This is a genomic window from uncultured Photobacterium sp., from assembly GCF_947039875.1.
Taxonomy (GTDB): Bacteria; Pseudomonadota; Gammaproteobacteria; order Enterobacterales; family Vibrionaceae; genus Photobacterium.
In genome coordinates this window covers 78,202-97,276 of record NZ_CAMRAN010000001.1, presented here as the reverse complement: position 1 = coordinate 97,276, position 19,075 = coordinate 78,202, and the positions used below count along the sequence as shown (strand labels likewise).

At 41.4% G+C, this 19,075-nt stretch carries 17 protein-coding genes; 3 read left to right on the top strand and 14 right to left on the bottom strand.

Features of this window, described 5'->3' with window-relative positions; genetic code table 11:
• Positions 1-257: 257 nt before the first annotated feature.
• From dapB to murJ, 8 genes are all read right to left on the bottom strand, one after another.
• Entirely contained in the window at positions 258-1,067 is an 810-nt protein-coding gene (gene dapB / locus Q0V26_RS00365) for a 4-hydroxy-tetrahydrodipicolinate reductase (RefSeq protein WP_297474659.1), read from the bottom strand.
• A 113-nt stretch (positions 1,068-1,180) separates the two neighbouring features.
• Positions 1,181-2,125, bottom strand: coding sequence for a 4-hydroxy-3-methylbut-2-enyl diphosphate reductase (gene ispH, locus Q0V26_RS00360; RefSeq protein ID WP_297474657.1), 945 nt, complete (start codon positions 2,123-2,125; stop codon positions 1,181-1,183).
• 12 nt (positions 2,126-2,137) lie between these two features.
• Entirely contained in the window at positions 2,138-2,572 is a 435-nt protein-coding gene (gene fkpB, locus Q0V26_RS00355) for an FKBP-type peptidyl-prolyl cis-trans isomerase (RefSeq protein WP_297474655.1), read from the bottom strand.
• Positions 2,573-2,684: 112 nt separating this feature from the next.
• Positions 2,685-3,191 (bottom strand): signal peptidase II, encoded by a 507-nt coding sequence (lspA, locus tag Q0V26_RS00350; RefSeq protein ID WP_297474653.1) that lies wholly within the window; start codon positions 3,189-3,191, stop codon positions 2,685-2,687.
• Positions 3,192-3,353: 162 nt separating this feature from the next.
• Entirely contained in the window at positions 3,354-3,878 is a 525-nt protein-coding gene (lspA, locus tag Q0V26_RS00345) for a signal peptidase II (protein WP_297474650.1), read from the bottom strand.
• Positions 3,878-6,718, bottom strand: a complete 2,841-nt coding sequence (gene ileS / locus Q0V26_RS00340; RefSeq protein WP_297474648.1) for an isoleucine--tRNA ligase — start codon at positions 6,716-6,718, stop codon at positions 3,878-3,880. Before ileS ends, lspA (Q0V26_RS00345) begins: the two co-directional genes overlap by 1 nt.
• A 5-nt stretch (positions 6,719-6,723) precedes the next feature.
• Positions 6,724-7,686, bottom strand: a complete 963-nt coding sequence (gene ribF, locus Q0V26_RS00335) for a bifunctional riboflavin kinase/FAD synthetase (RefSeq protein ID WP_297474847.1) — start codon at positions 7,684-7,686, stop codon at positions 6,724-6,726.
• Positions 7,687-7,872: 186 nt separating this feature from the next.
• Positions 7,873-9,435: a murein biosynthesis integral membrane protein MurJ gene (murJ, locus tag Q0V26_RS00330; RefSeq protein WP_297474646.1), complete on the bottom strand. Its 1,563-nt coding sequence runs from the start codon at positions 9,433-9,435 to the stop codon at positions 7,873-7,875.
• 207 nt (positions 9,436-9,642) lie between these two features.
• Here murJ and rpsT point away from each other — a divergent pair, with 207 nt between their 5' ends.
• Together rpsT and Q0V26_RS00320 are read left to right on the top strand one after the other, a co-directional pair.
• On the top strand, positions 9,643-9,903 hold the full coding sequence (gene rpsT / locus Q0V26_RS00325) for a 30S ribosomal protein S20 (RefSeq protein WP_036796485.1): 261 nt from the start codon (positions 9,643-9,645) through the stop codon (positions 9,901-9,903).
• Between the two features lie 149 nt (positions 9,904-10,052).
• On the top strand, positions 10,053-10,718 hold the full coding sequence (locus Q0V26_RS00320) for a DUF502 domain-containing protein (protein WP_297474633.1): 666 nt from the start codon (positions 10,053-10,055) through the stop codon (positions 10,716-10,718).
• A gap of 72 nt (positions 10,719-10,790) precedes the next feature.
• On the opposite strand, the gene nhaR is transcribed toward Q0V26_RS00320, so the two are convergent.
• The 3 genes from nhaR to nhaA all read right to left on the bottom strand — a co-directional run bounded on the left by nhaR (position 10,791) and on the right by nhaA (position 13,195).
• Positions 10,791-11,675, bottom strand: coding sequence for a transcriptional activator NhaR (nhaR, locus tag Q0V26_RS00315; protein ID WP_297474630.1), 885 nt, complete (start codon positions 11,673-11,675; stop codon positions 10,791-10,793).
• Between the two features lie 118 nt (positions 11,676-11,793).
• Positions 11,794-12,036 carry a hypothetical protein gene (locus Q0V26_RS00310; protein ID WP_297474627.1) on the bottom strand — a complete coding sequence of 81 codons (243 nt, stop codon included), beginning with the start codon at positions 12,034-12,036 and terminating at the stop codon, positions 11,794-11,796.
• A gap of 1 nt (position 12,037) precedes the next feature.
• Positions 12,038-13,195 (bottom strand): Na+/H+ antiporter NhaA, encoded by a 1,158-nt coding sequence (gene nhaA, locus Q0V26_RS00305; RefSeq protein ID WP_297474625.1) that lies wholly within the window; start codon positions 13,193-13,195, stop codon positions 12,038-12,040.
• A 525-nt stretch (positions 13,196-13,720) separates the two neighbouring features.
• Here nhaA and Q0V26_RS00300 point away from each other — a divergent pair.
• Entirely contained in the window at positions 13,721-14,863 is a 1,143-nt protein-coding gene (locus Q0V26_RS00300) for a Na/Pi symporter (RefSeq protein ID WP_080158475.1), read from the top strand.
• Between the two features lie 121 nt (positions 14,864-14,984).
• Here Q0V26_RS00300 and Q0V26_RS00295 read toward each other — a convergent pair whose 3' ends face one another.
• The 3 genes from Q0V26_RS00295 to ptsP form a co-directional block, all read right to left on the bottom strand.
• Positions 14,985-15,836: a thymidylate synthase gene (locus tag Q0V26_RS00295; RefSeq protein ID WP_297474621.1), complete on the bottom strand. Its 852-nt coding sequence runs from the start codon at positions 15,834-15,836 to the stop codon at positions 14,985-14,987.
• A 101-nt stretch (positions 15,837-15,937) separates the two neighbouring features.
• On the bottom strand, positions 15,938-16,741 hold the full coding sequence (locus Q0V26_RS00290; protein ID WP_297474618.1) for a sulfite exporter TauE/SafE family protein: 804 nt from the start codon (positions 16,739-16,741) through the stop codon (positions 15,938-15,940).
• A 37-nt stretch (positions 16,742-16,778) separates the two neighbouring features.
• Positions 16,779-19,037 carry a phosphoenolpyruvate--protein phosphotransferase gene (gene ptsP / locus Q0V26_RS00285; protein WP_297474616.1) on the bottom strand — a complete coding sequence of 753 codons (2,259 nt, stop codon included), beginning with the start codon at positions 19,035-19,037 and terminating at the stop codon, positions 16,779-16,781.
• Between the last annotated feature and the right edge of the window lie 38 nt (positions 19,038-19,075).

Genomic DNA, 19,075 nt, shown 5'->3' with positions numbered 1-19,075 from the left:
TAAAATAACCAAACTTAAGCAACATAAACAAACAAAAACAATCAAAATCAGCACCAAGCGTTAATTATAACAACAAAAGTCAGCGTTATTTCAGCCTTTTACTCTAGTTGATATTTCAAACAACAACCTTACCTCCACAGTGACAATTTATGCATAACTATCCTGTTAATTTACATAAACAACAATGGTATTCTTATTAATTTAGGTATAAAAAAACCTGCCATTAGGCAGGTTATCGACAGTTATTGATGTGCTTTCTATAATCGGTCTAAATCAAGTACATCAGTCATAGTATAAAAACCCATTTGTTTTTGGTTTAACCATGCCGCTGCACGTACTGCACCATTGGCAAATGTCATTCTATCAGTCGCTTTGTGGGTAATTTCAACTCGCTCACCAATATCAGCAAACATTGCGGTATGTTCGCCCACAATATCACCAGCTCGAATAGTTGCAAAACCAATCTCATCACGACTGCGTTCACCTGTAATGCCTTCACGTGAATACACAGCAACATCACTGAGCTTGTTCCCCATCGCTCCCGCAATTGCTTCACCCATACCAATGGCAGTTCCTGATGGTGCATCAACTTTGTGACGGTGATGTGCTTCGATGATCTCTACATCACAGTAGTCACCCATCACTTTGGCCGCTTTCTCAAGTAATTTAAACACCAGGTTAACACCAACACTGTAATTAGGCGCCATAACAACAGCAATTTTCTCTGCAGCAGTATCAATCAATTGACGTTGTGACTCAGTGAAACCTGTTGTGCCAATAACAATTTTTTTATGATGTTGCAGACACAATTCAAGATTAGCGAGCGTCACAACGGGTGCCGTGAAATCAATTAACACATCAAAGTCATCAATTGCTTGACGTAAATCGTCAATAATCACTACATTCGCTAAACCAATACCCGCTAACTCTCCAGCATCGGCACCCACCAAGCTTGAACCAACACGCTCAGTTGCAATCGTTAATGTTGTTGCATTTGATAATGCAGTGGCTTTAATTAGTTGACGTCCCATTCGTCCGGCTGCACCGGCTATCGCAATTCTGACCATTAACGTGCATCTCCTACACTATTCATAATAATATGTCCCACTGTAGCTTGTTGACTATGATAAAAAAAGCCCCAGTTTTCACTGAGGCTCATCGTTCACTAACAAACACTGTCTTAGATATTTTTCACTTGTAATTCTCGTGGTACTTCAAAGAACATGTTTTCTTCTCGACCGGATAATTCTTCAACATCAGCGGCATTAGTGAGCTGTTTAATTCGTGTAATGATTTGATTCACTAACTCTTCAGGCGCTGAAGCCCCCGCAGTAACACCCACGACCTTCAGACCTTCAAGCCATTGTGGATCAATATCTTCAGCACTATCAGTTAAATAAGCGGGTGTACCTAATTTCACTGCAAGTTCACGTAATCGATTTGAATTTGATGAATTTTTAGAACCGACAACAATCATAGCATCAACAGTTGCAGCCATTTCACGCACCGCATCTTGACGATTTTGGGTTGCATAACAGATGTCATCTTTACGCGGGCCTTGAATCTCTGGAAACACCTGGCGTAGACGATCAATAACATCAGCAGTTTCATCAACCGATAACGTTGTTTGACTAACAAAATGCAAGTTTGACGGATCTTTTACGACGAGCATATCGACATCTTCTGGTTTTTCAACCAAATACATACCACCGTCATAATTAGCATATTGTCCCATGGTGCCTTCCACTTCAGGATGACCCGCATGACCAATTAATACCACTTCCATCGCTTTACGGCTTGCACGTGCAACTTCCATATGAACTTTAGTCACTAACGGACAGGTTGCATCAAAGACCGTTAATTGACGTGCTTTAGCCTCATTCCTAACCGCTTGTGATACCCCATGTGCTGAGAAGATAACAATATTGTCGTCAGGCACTTCGGTTAGATTCTCAACAAAAATAGCACCGCGCTGCTTTAGCCCTTCAACAACGAAACGGTTATGAACCACTTCATGACGCACGTAAATAGGTGGCTGATACATTTCTAATGCACGTTCAACAATGCTAATCGCACGATCAACACCAGCACAAAAACCACGAGGATTTGCGAGTAAGATTTTCATCAATAATGGCTCTTAACGTTCAATGGAGACAACTTCGACCTCAAAGGTAACTGTTTTGCCTGCTAATGGATGATTAAAATCAACGGTGACAGAATCACCCACTACTTGTGTAATTATTCCGGGAATATCATGTCCATCAGGGCCAGTAAAAGCAATAATACGCCCCACTTCTGCGGGAGTATCAACACTAAACTTACTCAATTCGACATGGTGAATATTATTGGGATTTAAAGGACCAAAGGCATCTTCAGGCGCTAAATCAAACTGTTTTTTTTGTCCCGCCGCTAAACCTAATAAACATTTTTCAAAATTCTCAGTTAAACTACCATCACCGATACGAAAAATGACTGGTTTAGCATTAGCGAACGTCGATTCAGCCACCGTCCCATCAGCTAATTTGATTGAGAAGTGCATCAACACTTCACTATTATCCTTGATCACTGACATATATTATTCCCTACTTTTAGTTACTACTATTTAACAACAAAGTGCCGTGGGTATCAACGTATGGACACAAGGGTTTTATCGCTATTCACGAATAACAATCCGCTTTCAAATCTCAACTCGTCTTTTTCAAGCTGCTTAATAGATATAATATTACGCCACAAAAAATAGCCACATCGGCTAAATTGAAAATAGCAAAGTGATGGTTTTTATAATGAAAATCCAGAAAATCAATCACAAATCCATACTGTATACGATCAAAAAGATTACCCAGTGCGCCGCCAATAATAAAAGCACAACCAATATTATGTGCCGTTTGAGTAATTGAGGCCTGTCTCATTTTATAACTTAAAAAGCCACAAGCAACGACAGCAATTAGGGCAAACAGCCACCGTTGCCAACCGCCCTCAGTACTGAGAAAGCTAAACGCAGCCCCCGTATTATGAACATAATACAGGTTCATAAATGGCAATACCGTAATCGGCGTTGAGCCATTAACCATCATCGTGCCAATAATAAAAACCTTGCTCAGGTAATCAATCATAAAAATAATCATTGCCAACCATAGCCAACGAAGGCCTGAACGTTGATCAGATTTTGAGTGTAACTTTACGTTAGACATTTGATATTCCTTAATGATGCCATAAGTACGCCGCGATAAACTGGCAACGTTATCGCCTTTAGTTTGTTACTTTCAAACATAACCTGTCAAAATATTAATTAATCAAAAAAAAACGCCACCAGTCAAAACAGGCAGCGTTTTATTTTAATAATAAATTAAAACTTAGTGAGCTTTAACGGCTTTATCAGTTTTAAAGCCATCAAGAATTAACAATACAGCACCCAAACAAATGGCTGAATCGGCAATATTAAATGCAGGCCAATGATAACTACCATAATAAAAATCAAGAAAGTCGACCACAAAACCATGGTAGAGGCGATCAAATAAATTACCCAACGCGCCACCAATGATCAGCGCATACGCAATATTGGCCATTTTATTGGTTACTGGCGTACGACGCATCCACAATGTTAATAAGCCACAAACACCAAACGCAATTGCTGCAAACAACCATCGTTGCCAACCACCCGCACTACTTAAAAAACTAAATGCGGCACCAGTATTGTGCACATACAGTAAATTAAAAAACGGCGTGATCTCAATCCGGTTTGGCCAGCCATAGCCCATCGTGTCCATCACCAATAGCTTAGTGCCATTGTCGATAATAAATACCAGAATCGCTAACCATAGCCAGCGAATACCCGATTGTTTAAGCGTTAACGCTTGCTGAGGTGCTGAATTAGTCATTAGGCAAATTTACGCTCTTCGCCGTCGCCATCGATGTTAGTTACACAACGGCCACACACTTCTTCGTGTCCAGCAATCGTGCCAACATCAGCAACATGGTGCCAACAACGCTCACACTTCGCAGCTTCAGAAGCGTTCACAGTGACAAATAATCCTTCGATATCAGTCTCTTGTGCACCTTCTGGCTTGCTATCAGCAACCACAACGTGTGCTTTTGATGTTAGCAATACAAAACGTAATTCGTCTTCTAGCTTATTCAGTTTAGCGGCAAGATCTGCATTTGCAGTTAGCGTAACTTCAGCTTGTAGTGAACCACCGATAACTTTTTCGCTACGTGCAGTTTCAAGTAACTTGTTCACAGCACCACGAACTTGTTGAATCTCAGCCCAGAAATCGTTGTTTAGCTCTTCGTTCTCAGCAAGACCAAATAAACCGTCGAACCACTCACCAGTAAACACGAATTGATCACGCTTACCTGGCATTTCGTTCCAGATTTCATCAGCAGTGAATGACATAATAGGTGCCATCCAACGAACAAGTGCTTCTACGATGTAGTAAAGCGCAGTTTGACAGCTACGTTGTGCATGACCACCACGTTTTGCTGTATACTGACGGTCTTTAATCACGTCTAAGTAGAAAGAACCCATTTCCACTGAACAGAACTGCATTAGACGCTGAGTTACTGTGTGTAGATTGTAGTCTTCGTATGCTTTAACGATCTCTTCTTGAGCCGCCATTGCACGACCTACAGCCCAACGATCTAGCGCCACCATTTCTTCAACAGGCACACAATCAGTTTCAGGATTGAAGCCATTTAAGTTAGCTAGGAAGAAACGTGCAGTGTTACGAATACGACGGTAAGCATCTGCAGAACGCTTTAGGATCTCGTCAGAAACCGCAACTTCACCCGTGTAATCGGTTGATGCAACCCATAGACGTAGAATATCTGCGCCAAGCTTGTTGGTTACATCTTTTGGTGCAACCACGTTACCCACTGATTTAGACATTTTACGGCCTTGACCGTCAACCACGAAGCCGTGTGTTAACACTTGCTTGTACGGGGCTTTGTCTTTCATCGCAACAGATGAAATCAATGATGACTGGAACCAACCACGGTGCTGATCTGAACCTTCTAGGTAAAGATCTGCTGAATGGCCATGAAATTCAGGACGACTATCAACCACAGAGAAATGGGTAACACCTGAGTCAAACCATACATCAAGAGTATCAAGTACTTTCTCGTAAATCGCTGCATCTTCTGCGCTCATTACGTCAGTCAGTTCTAGATCCCACCAAGCTTGAATACCCTTTTGCTCAACAAGCTGTGCTACTTTTTCAATTAGCTCAGAGGTTTGCGGGTGAAGATCTTGCGTTTCTTTATGGATAAATAAGGCAATTGGCACACCCCAAGTACGTTGACGAGAGATACACCACTCAGGGCGACCTTCGATCATACCTTCGATGCGGCTTTGACCCCATTCTGGCATCCATTGTACGTTTTTAATCTCTGCTAGTGCTTTAGTACGCAGACCGGCTTTATCCATAGAGATAAACCATTGTGGCGTTGCACGGAAGATGATTGGCGTTTTATGGCGCCAGCAATGTGGGTAGCTGTGAGTGATCTTAGAGAAATGTAATAATGAACCATGTTCACGTAATACATCTACAACCACTTCGTTTGCTTTAAATACGTGTTGACCAGCAAAGATCTCAGTATCAGGTAAGTAAACACCGTTGCTACCTACAGGGTTAGCAATTTCAAGATTGTATTTTTGACCTACCACGAAGTCTTCTTGACCGTGGCCAGGTGCAGTATGTACACAACCTGTACCAGATTCAGTGGTAACGTGATCAGCAAGCACAACTGGTACATCAAAGCTGTAGAATGGGTGATTAAAGCGCATTAGCTCTAATTCTTCACCTTTACAGAAACCTAGGATTTCTGACTCTTCAAAGCCAACACGTGCCATTACTTCTTTTACAAGCTCTGCCGCTACGATTAAACGTTGTGGTTGAGTGTGTACATCTGTAACAGGTGTTTGTACCAATGCGTATTCAAGATCAGCACTCACAGCAACACCGCGGTTAGCAGGCATTGTCCATGGTGTCGTTGTCCAAATAACAATCGACACGTCGCCTTCACCTTGGTCAGCAACACAGCCAAACTTCGCTAATACCGCAGCTTCATCTACCGCTTTAAATTTAACGTCGATAGATAGCGATACTTTATCTTGGTATTCAACTTCAGCTTCAGCCAATGCAGAACCACAATCAGTACACCAATGAACAGGTTTAAAACCTTTAAGTAGGTGATCTTTATCTGCGATTTTACCTAGTGCACGAATGATGTTCGCTTCAGTGCCGAAATCCATTGTACGGTATGGCTTGTCCCACTCACCTAGAACACCTAGACGCATGAAACTTTCTTTTTGACCTTCAACTTGGCCTGCCGCGTAAGCACGACATTTCTCGCGGAATTCAGCTGCCGTTAATTTTTGACCCGGCTTACCAAATTTCTTTTCTACCATTAATTCAATTGGTAGACCGTGACAGTCCCAACCTGGGATGTACGGTGAATCAAAGCCAGAAAGCGTCTTTGATTTAATAATAATATCTTTAAGAATCTTGTTTAACGCGTGACCGATGTGAATATCACCGTTAGCGTAAGGAGGGCCATCGTGTAATACGAAAGATTTTTTACCTTTCTTAGCTTTACGAATTTCACCGTAAAGATCTTCATCATACCAACGCTTAAGCATTGCAGGCTCACGTTGAGCTAGGTTGCCTCGCATCGGAAACCCTGTTTCAGGCAGGTTCAGGGTATCTTTATAGTCACTCATGGATTCTAGATTCCGTTACTTGGGCGAAGTTGGACATTATTACGCTCAGACAGCCACACCCGTGCTGCTTGAGCATCTCGTTCGATTTGTAATTTCAGCGCATCGAATGATTCAAATTTTTTTTCGTCACGCAACTTATGGCGCAACACGACTTCAAGCTGACGACCATAAAGATCCGCTTGATAATCAAATAAGTGTACTTCAAGTTGTTGTCGTACACCTTTTACCGTTGGTCGGTGGCCAACATTAGCCACACCAGCAATAGGCGCGGCGGTAATACCCAATACTTCGACCGCATAGACCCCTGCAACAGGTGTTACGCGACGTTTAAGTGGAATATTCGCCGTTGGAAAGCCGATAGTACGGCCTAATTTTCTTCCATGTGAGACACGGCCACGAATACTGTATGGTCGACCAAGCATTTGTTCTACTTGATCTAATTCATTATTCGCTAAAGCGTGACGAATTGCAGTACTGCTTACTCGCTGCTTAGAAACACAAAAACTTGTTGTACTAATTACTTCAAATCCGTATTTCTTACCGGCGGCCACCAGCATCGCAAAATCACCACGTCGCTCTTGACCAAAACGAAAGTCATCACCAATAACCAGAAATTTAACACCCAATTGCTTTACCAACAAGCATTCGACGAAATATTCAGCAGTCATTGATGCAAAATGATGATTAAAATTAACACACAATAATCGATCAATGCCGACTTTTTTCAATTCTACATATTTCTCACGAAAACGGGTCAACCTTGCTGGGGCTTTATTACCCGCAAAAAGCTCTTGTGGTTGCGGTTCAAACGTCATTACCGTAGCAGCTAACCCCATTGAGTGCGCTTTGGTGATGACTTGTTTAAGCAACGTTTGATGGCCAAGATGTACACCGTCAAAATTGCCAATGGTCAGCACACAACCATGATGGCGTGGCTGAATATTGGGTATACCTCGAATTAATTCCATAGGTAATTTAACTATGTCAGTACTCATAAGGCTATTTGCTCATCCTACAATCAGAACACTTGTTTATATGATGACCAATAACAGCCAAAAAAATTAATAACAGCGGTAACTAATCCACCACCATTACGGTTAAAAACCACTTTTTGGCATAAAGTTGGTGAATTATATACTACTCGGCGGTTTCAATCAGCTATCTGCACGCAGATGACGCGGGCGAACACCTAAAATAATGGCACATAACAGGTAAATACCACTACCGCCCAAAATTAAACCAAATAACCACGTGATACGTTCAAACAAATGAAAAGCTAACCATTGATCAGTCGTAGGGCTAAACCATAATAATCCACTAACCATTACCACACCGGCAATCACTAATCGCAGTACAAAAAATAACGTCTGGCGGCTCACTCGGTAAATATTTTCTTTATGTAAACCTCGGTATAACAACCCTGCATTTAGTAATGCTGATAATACACTCGCAATGGAAAGGCCGACATAGCCATAAAACGGTGCAAAGATACCGTTAAAAACCATATTGCTAACCATGGCAATAATACCAATTTTTACTGGCGTTTTGGTATCTTGACGAGCGTAATAGCCTGGGGCGAAAACTTTAATCAACATGTAGTTCAGCAAACCTGCTGATACCACCCATAGCGACATAGCAGTTTGGTTAACATCATACAGATCAAATTCACCACGCATAAACATCACCATCAGCATCGGTTTGGCTAAAGTGATCATGCCAAGCATCGCAGGGATACCCAAGATCAACACCATTCGCACTCCCCAATCCATAGTATCTGCAAATTGTTGAGGTGATTTATCAACATGTTTACGTGATAACGCTGGTAAGATCACGGTGGCAATCGCAATACCAAATAAACCTAACGGGAATTCTAATAAACGATCAGAGTAATATAACCAACTGATTGAACCGGTCATTAGAAAACTGGCAATTAACGTATCGAGCAATAAATTGATTTGCGTAACCGAAACACCAAACAGTGCCGGTAGCATTAATTTACGTATTTTCGTCACGCCAGGGTCATTCCAGCCCCATTGTGGTCGAACTAAATACCCTTCTCGATATAAAAATGGCAATTGAAAACAAAATTGTACTAAACCACCAAGAAAAACACCCAGCGCTAAACCAATTTCAGGTTTGGCTAAGTGAGGTGCCACAAATACAGCACAACCAATAATTGCGACATTGAGAAACACCGGTGTAAACGATGAAATCGCAAACTTACCCAGAGTATTTAAAATGGCGCCAGATAACGCTACAAAAGTCACAAACCACAAATAAGGAAAAGTGATTTTAAGTAACAAACTGGCTAACTCAAACTTTTCAGCTCCGGGAGACGTACCGTGCATCCAATCCCAAAACCAACCAAAACCAAATAATGCAGTCACAACACCTGAGCCTAAAACACCCAATAATGTCACGATGGTAACAATGCCCCCTAACGTACCCGCAGCACGTGCAATCAATAATCGGGTCCGATCTACATCACCCGCAGCATGATACTCAGTTAAAACTGGCACAAAAGCTTGCGAAAAAGCCCCTTCAGCAAAAAGGCGCCGTAAAAAGTTAGGAATTTTGTTGGCAAAGAAAAAAACATCGGCCGCAGCCCCTGCTCCCATGAGGTTAGCCACCACCACATCTCGGACTAAACCGAGCACGCGAGACACTAAAGTCATGGCGCTAACTATCATTCCAGAGCGTAAAAGACGCTTACTCACAAAAAAACCTCATAAAAGATGTTCAGAAAGGTGACTTCTGAATCGAAATACTGGTAAAATCTGTCGCCATATTAACCGTGTTAATCCGCAAGTGCCAACTAGATTGGTATGGCGGTTATTTGCACGAATCATTTGACAATGATTAAGATTAAGGGCATAGTCCTCGGCCTTAAATTGTCACCATACCAAGATTTGGGAGTTACACCCTTGGCAAATATCAAATCTGCTAAGAAACGTGCACTAACTTCAGAAAAACGTCGTCAGCATAACGCTAGCCGTCGTTCTATGATGCGCACTTTCTTCAAGAAAGTAATTATCGCTATTGAAGCTGGTAATAAAGAAGCTGCAACACAAGCTTTCGCTGAAATGCAACCTGTTATGGATCGCATGGCTACTAAAGGCCTGATTCATAAGAACAAAGCTGCACGTCACAAAGCTCGTCTAACAGCGAAAATCAAAGCTCTTTAATTTTAATTAATGAGTTTAGATTAAAAAAAACCGACCTTAGGGTCGGTTTTTTTATGTCTATTTATTAACCATTGCCTATAAAACTAGCATTTAGAGACAAAATATTGTTAATTTTATAGCTGAATTTATTTCACATCTTCGAGCATAAAATGAAAAAAACGCTATTACGCGGCTTGTTCAACGTCCTGCCGCTAGTATTAAGTATTTGGTTATTCTGGTCACTTTTTGAGTCATTAGATGAAGTAGGCAATTTTTTATTTGGCCTAGTTCACATTACTGAACTCTTCAAAGGTGCGGGTTTTTTACTCATTCTGATCTTATTGTTCGTTGCTGGATTACTTTTTTCTGTCAGCCCTATTGCATGGCTCTATGATTTTGTGATTCGCCAATTGATGCGATTCCCATTTTTTAAAACGGTTTATAGCAGTATTAATGATATTGCCTCACTGATGAGCAGCGACAATAAAAATAAGAGCCAGCAAACCGTGCTAGTGCATCAAGCTAATAATACCTACGTGGTAGGGTTCATTATGTCTAACGACACGCCAGAACCGCTTACAAGCGCATTACCAGATGGAAATTGGGTACCGGTATTGTTTCCACTTAGCTATCAAATTGCGGGGATTACAACGCTGGTGAAGCGTGAAGACTTAACGCTCGTTGATTGGTCGTTTGAAGATGCAATGCGTTATAACTTAACGGCCGGCATTTCAATTTCAGCCAAAGATAAAGAAGAAAAAGAAGAAAAAGAAGAAAAAGAAGAAAAAGAAGAAAAAACTACTACCGACGCAGCCACGACAAAAGCACCGTTATAGTGACAACGATTAACGCCTTACTATTATTGTTTCTAATTGAAATGTATAAGGCGTTAATAGATCATCAATACATTAAAATAATGTACTAAAATCAGCGGCACAAATGCGTTTTACTGCTGGGTGCATGATCATTCGCTCAGCAAAAATAACAAAATACTCATCACAAATATCTGTCACTCGCTTTACTTCATAAAGGCGACTATTGCTAGTTAGTTCGTCGGCATAAATAGATGGCGCAATAAACATCGACTTATAATAACAAGCAAACGCCTTCATTAACGCTGCATCATCAAACTCACCCAATATATTTGGCGTAATACCTTGCTGATCAAACCATTGATGCAATTTACGTCCCATTGCAGAACGTCGACTAGGTACCAACAACTTATAATCTTCAATACACGCCGGAAAATCTGCATCAGATAAATCGTCGGTACAAAAAAAACTCATCGCTGATTCACCCAATTTTTTACTGTATAAACCTGGGTTTTGGGTCGAACTCACTGGACAATCCGATAAAATCATATCTAATTTATGTTGTGACAACTGCTCTAACAACATTTCATGGGTCGATTCAAAGCAACTTAATTGAATTCGCTGATCGTTAGGAATGCCTTCGAGCAACACTTGACTCACTAACCGTTTTGACAACGCATCAGCTACGCCCACTTCAAATAATTGGTTATCACGTTGAGTGTAATTAATACGATCGAGCATTTGATAGCTTAAATCAAACATCTTATCAGCATATTTAAACACTAATTGACCAAGTTCTGTTGGTTCAATATTACGTCCAACGCGTTTAGTTAACTTACCTTTGAGGCGATCTTCTAATGATCGAATCTGACCTGTCACCGTCTGTGGGGTTAGAAATAATGCATCAGCAGCTTTCGTTACTGAACCTTGCTTGCAGACCATCCAAAAATAATAAAGATGGTTATAATTTAAGTGAGACATTGCCGCTATTTTAAATAAAAAAAACCAGCGACAAAGCTTACGCTGTGCCTCTGGGCTGTTCAATCTTTGACGGCATAAATTACAATAAAATCAAACCAAGATCGTATTTAAATCGTAATTAACGTTGCTGTCGTTCTAAATTACGTACTCGCTCGCCACCACGCTGTTCTAATGCTCGGTGGCGAAATGTAGTTCCATTATCAACTATCGTTGTTTTAACGACTGTCGCTTTAGCGTCGTTGATCCCCTGTAAGTACGCTTGACATAACTCAGAGCGATCGCCATTAATACACTGCTGATAATTCTCAGCAACACTGGGTAGTGAAAATAAACACGTAATAATAACTAGCAACGTTTTCATATTACACCTCTGATTTAGGTAGTGTTTTACTCAACATTATGTAACCAACGACAGCAGCAACTGTTGAACCTAATAAGATTCCAAGTCGAGAATAAGTTGCAAAACTCTCGTCAGCACCAACAAATGCCAATGATGAAATAAAGATCGACATGGTAAAACCAATACCACACAATATTGACACTGCAAAAATATGCTTAAAGTTAATCCCATCCGGTAATTTAGCTAATCCGGTTTTCACCGCAATAACACACGCAGTAAATATGCCGACAGGTTTACCAATAAATAATCCCGCCGCAATACCAACAGGTAACATTGACGATAGGCTTGCTAGTGATACACCTGTTAATGAAATTCCCGCATTAGCAAATGCAAATAATGGCAAGATTAAGAAAGCAACATAAGGGTGTAAGGCATGTTCAATCGTTTTCAGTGGTGAATGGGTATCTGCTCGTCCATCTTTGCCCGCTAATGGCACTGCAAAACCTAACACAACACCCGCTAATGTAGCGTGAACACCCGATTGCAGCACGCTGAACCATAAAATAGCACCGACAATTAAGTACAGTGGAATGCTGGTGATATTCTTTAAGTTCATAATAACCAGTGTCGCTGTTGCAGCAAAGGCCACGGTGAGCGCAATGGTTGATAAATCAGAGCTATAGAATAAAGCGATAATAACGATCACACCTAAGTCATCAATGATAGCTAACGCTAATAAGAACACTTTTAGGCTTACTGGTACTCGATTACCTAGCAATGCCATCACACCCAGTGCAAAAGCAATATCGGTTGCTGCTGGAATCGCCCAGCCTTTAACCGCCATTGGGTCGCCATAATTAAATGCCGTATAAATTAACGCCGGAGCAATCATGCCACCCACTGCAGCAATCGCAGGGAAAATAGCTTTTTCTTTAGTATTAAGTGCACCTTCAATAAGCTCTCGCTTAACTTCTAATCCAATTAAGAAAAAGAAAATCGCCATTAAGCCATCATTGATCCAATGCGCTACTGATAATCCGGCAATATAGCTGTGTAGCGTATCGGTGTATAACGATGCCAACGGAGAGTTAGCAATAACCATTGCAATTAACGCCGCGATAATAAGAATAATACCGCCAGCTGATTCTAATTTAAGAAACTTACGAATAGCATCGGTCATTAACCGTTACTCCTTTAACTATATTTCTCACGCGATCCAAGTACCCCTAACTTATAGGTTAGCTAAATACTTGGTCATCTCAATTAAATTTAGTGTAAACGTCAGTCTTACCAACTGAAAAATCGTTTGTATAGATATAAATACTCGATAAAACCGAAAGGTTGTAGTTATAGCGCTACTATATCCGCACTGTCAAGTTGTCGTCATTGATTAAATTTATACTAAAAACAAAATAAATCGCAAAATTTTACTTTTAATAAGTATGTTTTTATAATTTTTAACGCTAAAAAATAAAAATATCGAAAACTATTAAAAAACAATTATAAACAATCGACTAGGGCGTATTAATGCAACCTGACATTGTATAATTTAATCGGTTGCCCTCTCACATCTCTGACATCCCCCAAACAAATATCCATTTATGACACTCAGTGTAATATTTCTGAAATATAACCAAACTACTATTCACGCAGATTTCAACAAAATGACACCAAAACGACATATTCCTGTCATGGAGAAATGATTATGACTACCCAAGCCACTACTGCTGCATCTAAGTTCAGCTCTATGCGTTGGGTCCGCTGGGCCAACCTAGCGTTCATGCTATATTTGTTACTCGTTGCTGTATCTATGGTCAGCGGCGGCTTTAAATGGTCTGTAGGTGAACAAGCAAAAACATTATTTGAGTTTGCCTCTCATCCTGTTGCTGGCTTAATGATTGGTCTGATTGCTACCGCACTTATTCAATCATCGAGTACAGTAACCTCAATTATCGTTGGTCTTGTAGCGGGTGGTTTACCTGTCGAAACCGCAATTCCAATGGTTATGGGTGCTAACATTGGCACCACATTAACCAATACATTAGTTAGTTTAGGTCACGCTCGTTGTAAAGAAGAATTCCGCCGCGCATTTGCAAGTGCGACGGTACACGACTTCTTTAACTTATTAGCAGTAGCCATTTTCCTACCATTGGAAATGATGTTTGGTATTCTTGATAAATTATCAGGTTGGTTAGTGTCACCGTTCTTAAAAGCGGGTGACATGAGCATGAACGGCATGGATTTCATGAAGCCGTTAACGCAACCAGCCGTTGATTTAGTAAAAGGCCCACTAGAAGTATTTGGTCATAACGGTGGTTTTGGTCTGATCGTTCTAGGTATTGCGTTAATTTTTGTTTCTATCACATTAATGGGGCGCCTAATGCGAGGCCTAATGGTAGGTCGTGCACGTGATATTCTAAAGAGCGCAATCGGTCGTGGTCCATTACATGGTATTGCTTCTGGCACTGCGGTAACCGTACTTGTGCAGTCATCATCAACAACAACAAGTTTGATGGTACCTCTTGTTGGTACAGGTGTATTAACAGTACGTGAAGTTTACCCGTTTACCCTTGGTGCAAATATCGGTACGTGTATCACAGCTCTACTAGCAGCAACGGCAGTATCAGGCGAACATTCAGTGTTTGCACTACAGATTGCACTGGTGCACTTATGCTTTAACGTGTTAGCGACAGTATTGATTTACGGCGTACCGTTCTTACGTGAAATTCCACTTAAGTGCGCGTTCTTCCTTAGCGATTTAGCAACGAAGAATAAAGCCGCTGTTGCGGGTTACCTTGGCCTAGTGTTCATTGCTATTCCAGGTTCAATCCTAGCGTTTACAGCGTAATCGCAACGCTAAACATAACAACAGTTAAATAAAAGCCCCGCACAAGTAATTGTGCGGGGCTTTTTGTTATCTCTAATTTACCATCAATAAATTATGGTCATCGAGCTAGATAATCGTATTGTTATACTGAAAATGGGTATTGAATTGGCGCATGATGCTCATAACCCACCACCTCAAAATCATCTAAGGTTACCCATGTTTCTAAATCTTCTAACGAAGTGATCTTAGGGTTAATGATCAATTGTGGTGATGCAAATGGTGTACGGGTTAGTTGCTCATCGCGCATTAATGGTAATTGATCTTCATAAATATGAGCATTAATGATTTTATGGTAAGCCTGACCTGGTTTTTTACCCGTAATTTGCGCCATTAACGCCAGTAACGTAAATACTTGAACTTGGTTAAAATTAAGCCCTAACGGCACATCGCAAGAACGTTGAGCACTGGTGAGATACAACATATCCCCTAACAATGAAAACGTGTGGGTATGCATACATGGACGTAAACAACCCATATCAAACTCACCTGGATTATAAAACGTCAGAATTTCACCACGATCATCAATGCCCTTGGTTAAATCATCAACAATCTTTTTTAATTGATCAATGACGGTACCATCGGCTTTTTGCCAGCGACGACCTTGAACGCCATAAACGCGCCCCATATCATCAGCGCCTTTACGGTGCGGATTATCGAGCCATGCTTGGTTATCATTGGCATTGGCATTCCACGTATTACAACCTATAGCACGAAACTGAGCAGCATTGTCGTAACCACGTAGATAACCTAACAATTCCGCAATCGCGGCTTTCCAAAAGCTTTTACGGGTAGTAATTAGCGGAAACTGATTATTAGCAACATCATAGGTTAAATCAGCATTAATCACTGTCAGGCAACGTTTGCCAGTTCGTTCATTTTCAATCCACACACCGTCATCAACGATCCGCTGACACAACGCCAAGTACTGTTTCATTTGTCCTACCCGTTAAATTAATGACGCCCAGCAAAAGCGAGGCGTCTAAAGTCGTTATTCTTAATTCTATCAGAAGATAGCCCACTTAAATCTAGTCGATATCAACTCAAGAACATTTTAATACTGATAATAAGCAGCAGTATCGCAAACAGCTTTTTAAGCGTTGCTGTTGGTAAACGTGTCACCAATGCCGCACCATAACGCGTGGTCATCATTGAGGTCGCGGCAATCCCTACTAATGCAGGTAAATACACATACCCAAGGCTATATGCCGGTAAATTAGCACTACCGACACCAGCAAAGATAAAACCAATCATGCCCGAAATGGCAATCAAGAACCCAACCAGAGAGGCCGAACCAATAGCTCGTCGCATTTCAATGCCAAAATAGCTTAAATACGGCACAGTTAATGACCCGCCACCAATACCCGCTAAACTGGATAATAAGCCAATTACACCGCCGCCAATCGCTGATGCCAGCGGACTCGGAAGTGGTCGAGAATGGGTAACTCGTAACGATAACATCATTTGTAGAGCAAGCAGCAATACGATCACTGCAAACACTTTTGGCAAATATTGCGCTGGCACTAATTCCGCCACCACACTACCGCCAAGGCCACCAATAATAATGCCAGGCGCCAACACTTTAACTACTGAAAAATCAACATTTCCCAATCTAAAGTGATTGCGGGCAGAAGCCATTGATGTCATTACGATACTTGCGAGTGAAGTTGCAAGTGCAATATGCATTAACATTGCTGGCTCAATACCTATTTGCGGTAACAACCATACCAATGCTGGTACCACCAGCAAACCACCGCCAATGCCCAATAATCCAGCTAATAAACCGACAACGGAGCCTAAGATTAAACACATCAAAAACAGCCACATTACGCTTTCATGCATCATAATCACCCACACATGTTTTCACACTACACCACCGTTATTTATTACCTGCACGAATAAAACCACCCAGCTGATATTGTTCAATAAATGCTGTCGTTAATTGACGAACATCATCAGCAACATCAACTTGTAGCGCTTGAGTTGCTAATGATGTCATATCTGAACCATTAATATGCCGTAAAATATATTTAATTTTCGCGACATTACGCGCATTCATACTCAACGAACGATATCCCATACCGACTAACAACACCGCTCCAACAGGATCGCCCGCTAACTCACCACAGACACACACAGGTAATTGATACCGTTTAGCGCTATCGACAATATGTTTTAAGGCATGTAAAACTGCGGGATGAAGCGCATCATAGACACTCGCTACCCGCGCATTATTACGATCAACGGCTAATAAATATTGGGTTAAATCATTACTCCCCACTGAGATAAAATCGACCCGTCCAACTAAAGCATGCAATTGATATAACATCGACGGCACTTCAATCATGATCCCAATTCGAGGCTTATGCAGCAGTTGTCCTGCCGCTAATGCCGTTTGAGCGACATCGGTATATGCTCGTTCAAGTATGGCTTTAGCATCATCAAGTTCATTTATCCCCGAAATCATCGGCAATAAAATATCTAAATTAGTCAGCCCAATACTGGCTCGCAGCATGGCACGTACTTGAATCATAAAGATTTCAGGGTGATCAAGCGTAAACCGAATGCCACGCCAACCAAGAAATGGGTTATCTTCTTCAATGGATAAATAAGGTAATGGTTTATCGCCACCAATATCCAATGTTCGCATCACCACGGGTTGATCAGGGTAAGTGTGCAAAATTGCACGATACTGGTTAATTTGTTCTTCTTCGGAAGGAAAACTGCGTTGTAGCAAAAACGGCACTTCAGTGCGGTATAAACCCACCCCATCAATGCCTTTGTTTAAGGCTAAATGTGAATCAGCACTTAATCCGGCATTAATATGTACCATGATCCGCTGCTGATCTTTGGTTACTGCATGTTGCTGCTGATCGCATTCAACGATCTTTTCAAGCTCATCATCTTCACGCAATAAACGACGATACTCCGCCAACACATGACGATTAGGGTTAACCAGTAAATCGCCACGATAACCATCAACTACCACCAGATTGTTATGTACTGTTTGAGGTGTAAAATCGACTCCCATGATGGTCGGAATACCTAATGCTCGCGATAAAATGGCGGCATGAGAGTTAGCCGCGCCTTCTTGAGCAACCACTGCTGCTAGTTTTCCAGCAGGTACAGTGGCTAACATTGCCGCCGTTAATTCACGAGTCAACAAGACAATCGGTTCATCCCATTGTTGTTCATTCGGTTTATCATCACATAAAAAATATAACAGCCGTTGTCCTAACTCACGAATATCACGCGCGCGCTCTTTAAGGTAAAGATCTTTCATGTTAGCAAAACGGTTTGAATATGTTTCAACCACTTGCCGTACAGCCCATTCTGCTTGATCCCCTCCAGCTATATGATGTTTAAGATCCTTACGTAACAAAGGATCATTAAGCAGGTGGCTAAATAAGTCAAAAATGGCGAGAGTTTCTTTTTGTAATTCGCTATCAAACCGCTTTCGCAACCGTCGAAATTCTTTACCCGCAGAATCTATCGCAATGGTTAAGCGTTCTTGTTCAGCATGGCAGTCTAAACATGATGCTGGCGCCACATGCTCTAATAATGGCTGTGTGTCATCCCACCATGCTTTGGCAATCGCGACCCCAGTTGATGCAGCTGATCCCGTGAGGTGCAATCGGTGACCTTTTTCAAACCACATTCCTTGTGCTTTCGCATGCGCTAAAATACCCGCCAACTGAGCTGCTAGCGTAACTAAAAAAGACTCTTCACTTTCGGTAAATTCACGTTGCTCGCGCTGCTGGACAACAATAACGCCGAGAACTTGGCGTTGATGAATAATGGGAGTACCAAAAAAGGATCGAAAAGATTCCTCTCCGATCCCTGGTAAATGTTTAAAGCGGGGATGTACTCGAGCATCTGCAACATTTAATGGCTCAGCTCGTTGACCCACTAATCCTACTAATCCTTGATCAAAGCGTAAGCTGATGCGTCGTCGAGATTTATTCAATCCCTGTGTCGCCATCAGGGTATAAACCTGACGCTGATGATCGGCAATGTACACCGAACAACAATCGGTTTTCATTACCAAAGTAGTATTGGAAACTAATTGATCCAATGCATCAATCAATGTGTGGGCGCTGACAACCTTGTCAACAATTTCTCTTAGCTGTGTCAGCATAACGAGCCTTTAATTGTTCCCTGTGAGCCAATAACCTC

Bases quoted from the DNA above. Each gene is read 5' to 3' on its own strand.
- nhaR (WP_297474630.1), bottom strand. From the start codon at position 11,675: ATGTCTCACTTAAATTATAACCATCTTTATTATTTTTGGATGGTCTGC.
- ptsP (WP_297474616.1), bottom strand. From the start codon at position 19,037: ATGCTGACACAGCTAAGAGAAATTGTTGACAAGGTTGTCAGCGCCCAC.
- Q0V26_RS00310 (WP_297474627.1), bottom strand. From the start codon at position 12,036: ATGAAAACGTTGCTAGTTATTATTACGTGTTTATTTTCACTACCCAGT.
- Q0V26_RS00290 (WP_297474618.1), bottom strand. From the start codon at position 16,741: ATGCATGAAAGCGTAATGTGGCTGTTTTTGATGTGTTTAATCTTAGGC.
- dapB (WP_297474659.1), bottom strand. From the start codon at position 1,067: ATGGTCAGAATTGCGATAGCCGGTGCAGCCGGACGAATGGGACGTCAA.
- ribF (WP_297474847.1), bottom strand. From the start codon at position 7,686: ATGGAATTAATTCGAGGTATACCCAATATTCAGCCACGCCATCATGGT.
- Q0V26_RS00300 (WP_080158475.1), top strand. From the start codon at position 13,721: ATGACTACCCAAGCCACTACTGCTGCATCTAAGTTCAGCTCTATGCGT.
- ileS (WP_297474648.1), bottom strand. From the start codon at position 6,718: ATGAGTGACTATAAAGATACCCTGAACCTGCCTGAAACAGGGTTTCCG.
- Q0V26_RS00295 (WP_297474621.1), bottom strand. From the start codon at position 15,836: ATGAAACAGTACTTGGCGTTGTGTCAGCGGATCGTTGATGACGGTGTG.
- Q0V26_RS00320 (WP_297474633.1), top strand. From the start codon at position 10,053: ATGAAAAAAACGCTATTACGCGGCTTGTTCAACGTCCTGCCGCTAGTA.
- nhaA (WP_297474625.1), bottom strand. From the start codon at position 13,195: ATGACCGATGCTATTCGTAAGTTTCTTAAATTAGAATCAGCTGGCGGT.
- ispH (WP_297474657.1), bottom strand. From the start codon at position 2,125: ATGAAAATCTTACTCGCAAATCCTCGTGGTTTTTGTGCTGGTGTTGAT.
- fkpB (WP_297474655.1), bottom strand. From the start codon at position 2,572: ATGTCAGTGATCAAGGATAATAGTGAAGTGTTGATGCACTTCTCAATC.
- lspA (WP_297474653.1), bottom strand. From the start codon at position 3,191: ATGTCTAACGTAAAGTTACACTCAAAATCTGATCAACGTTCAGGCCTT.
- lspA (WP_297474650.1), bottom strand. From the start codon at position 3,878: ATGACTAATTCAGCACCTCAGCAAGCGTTAACGCTTAAACAATCGGGT.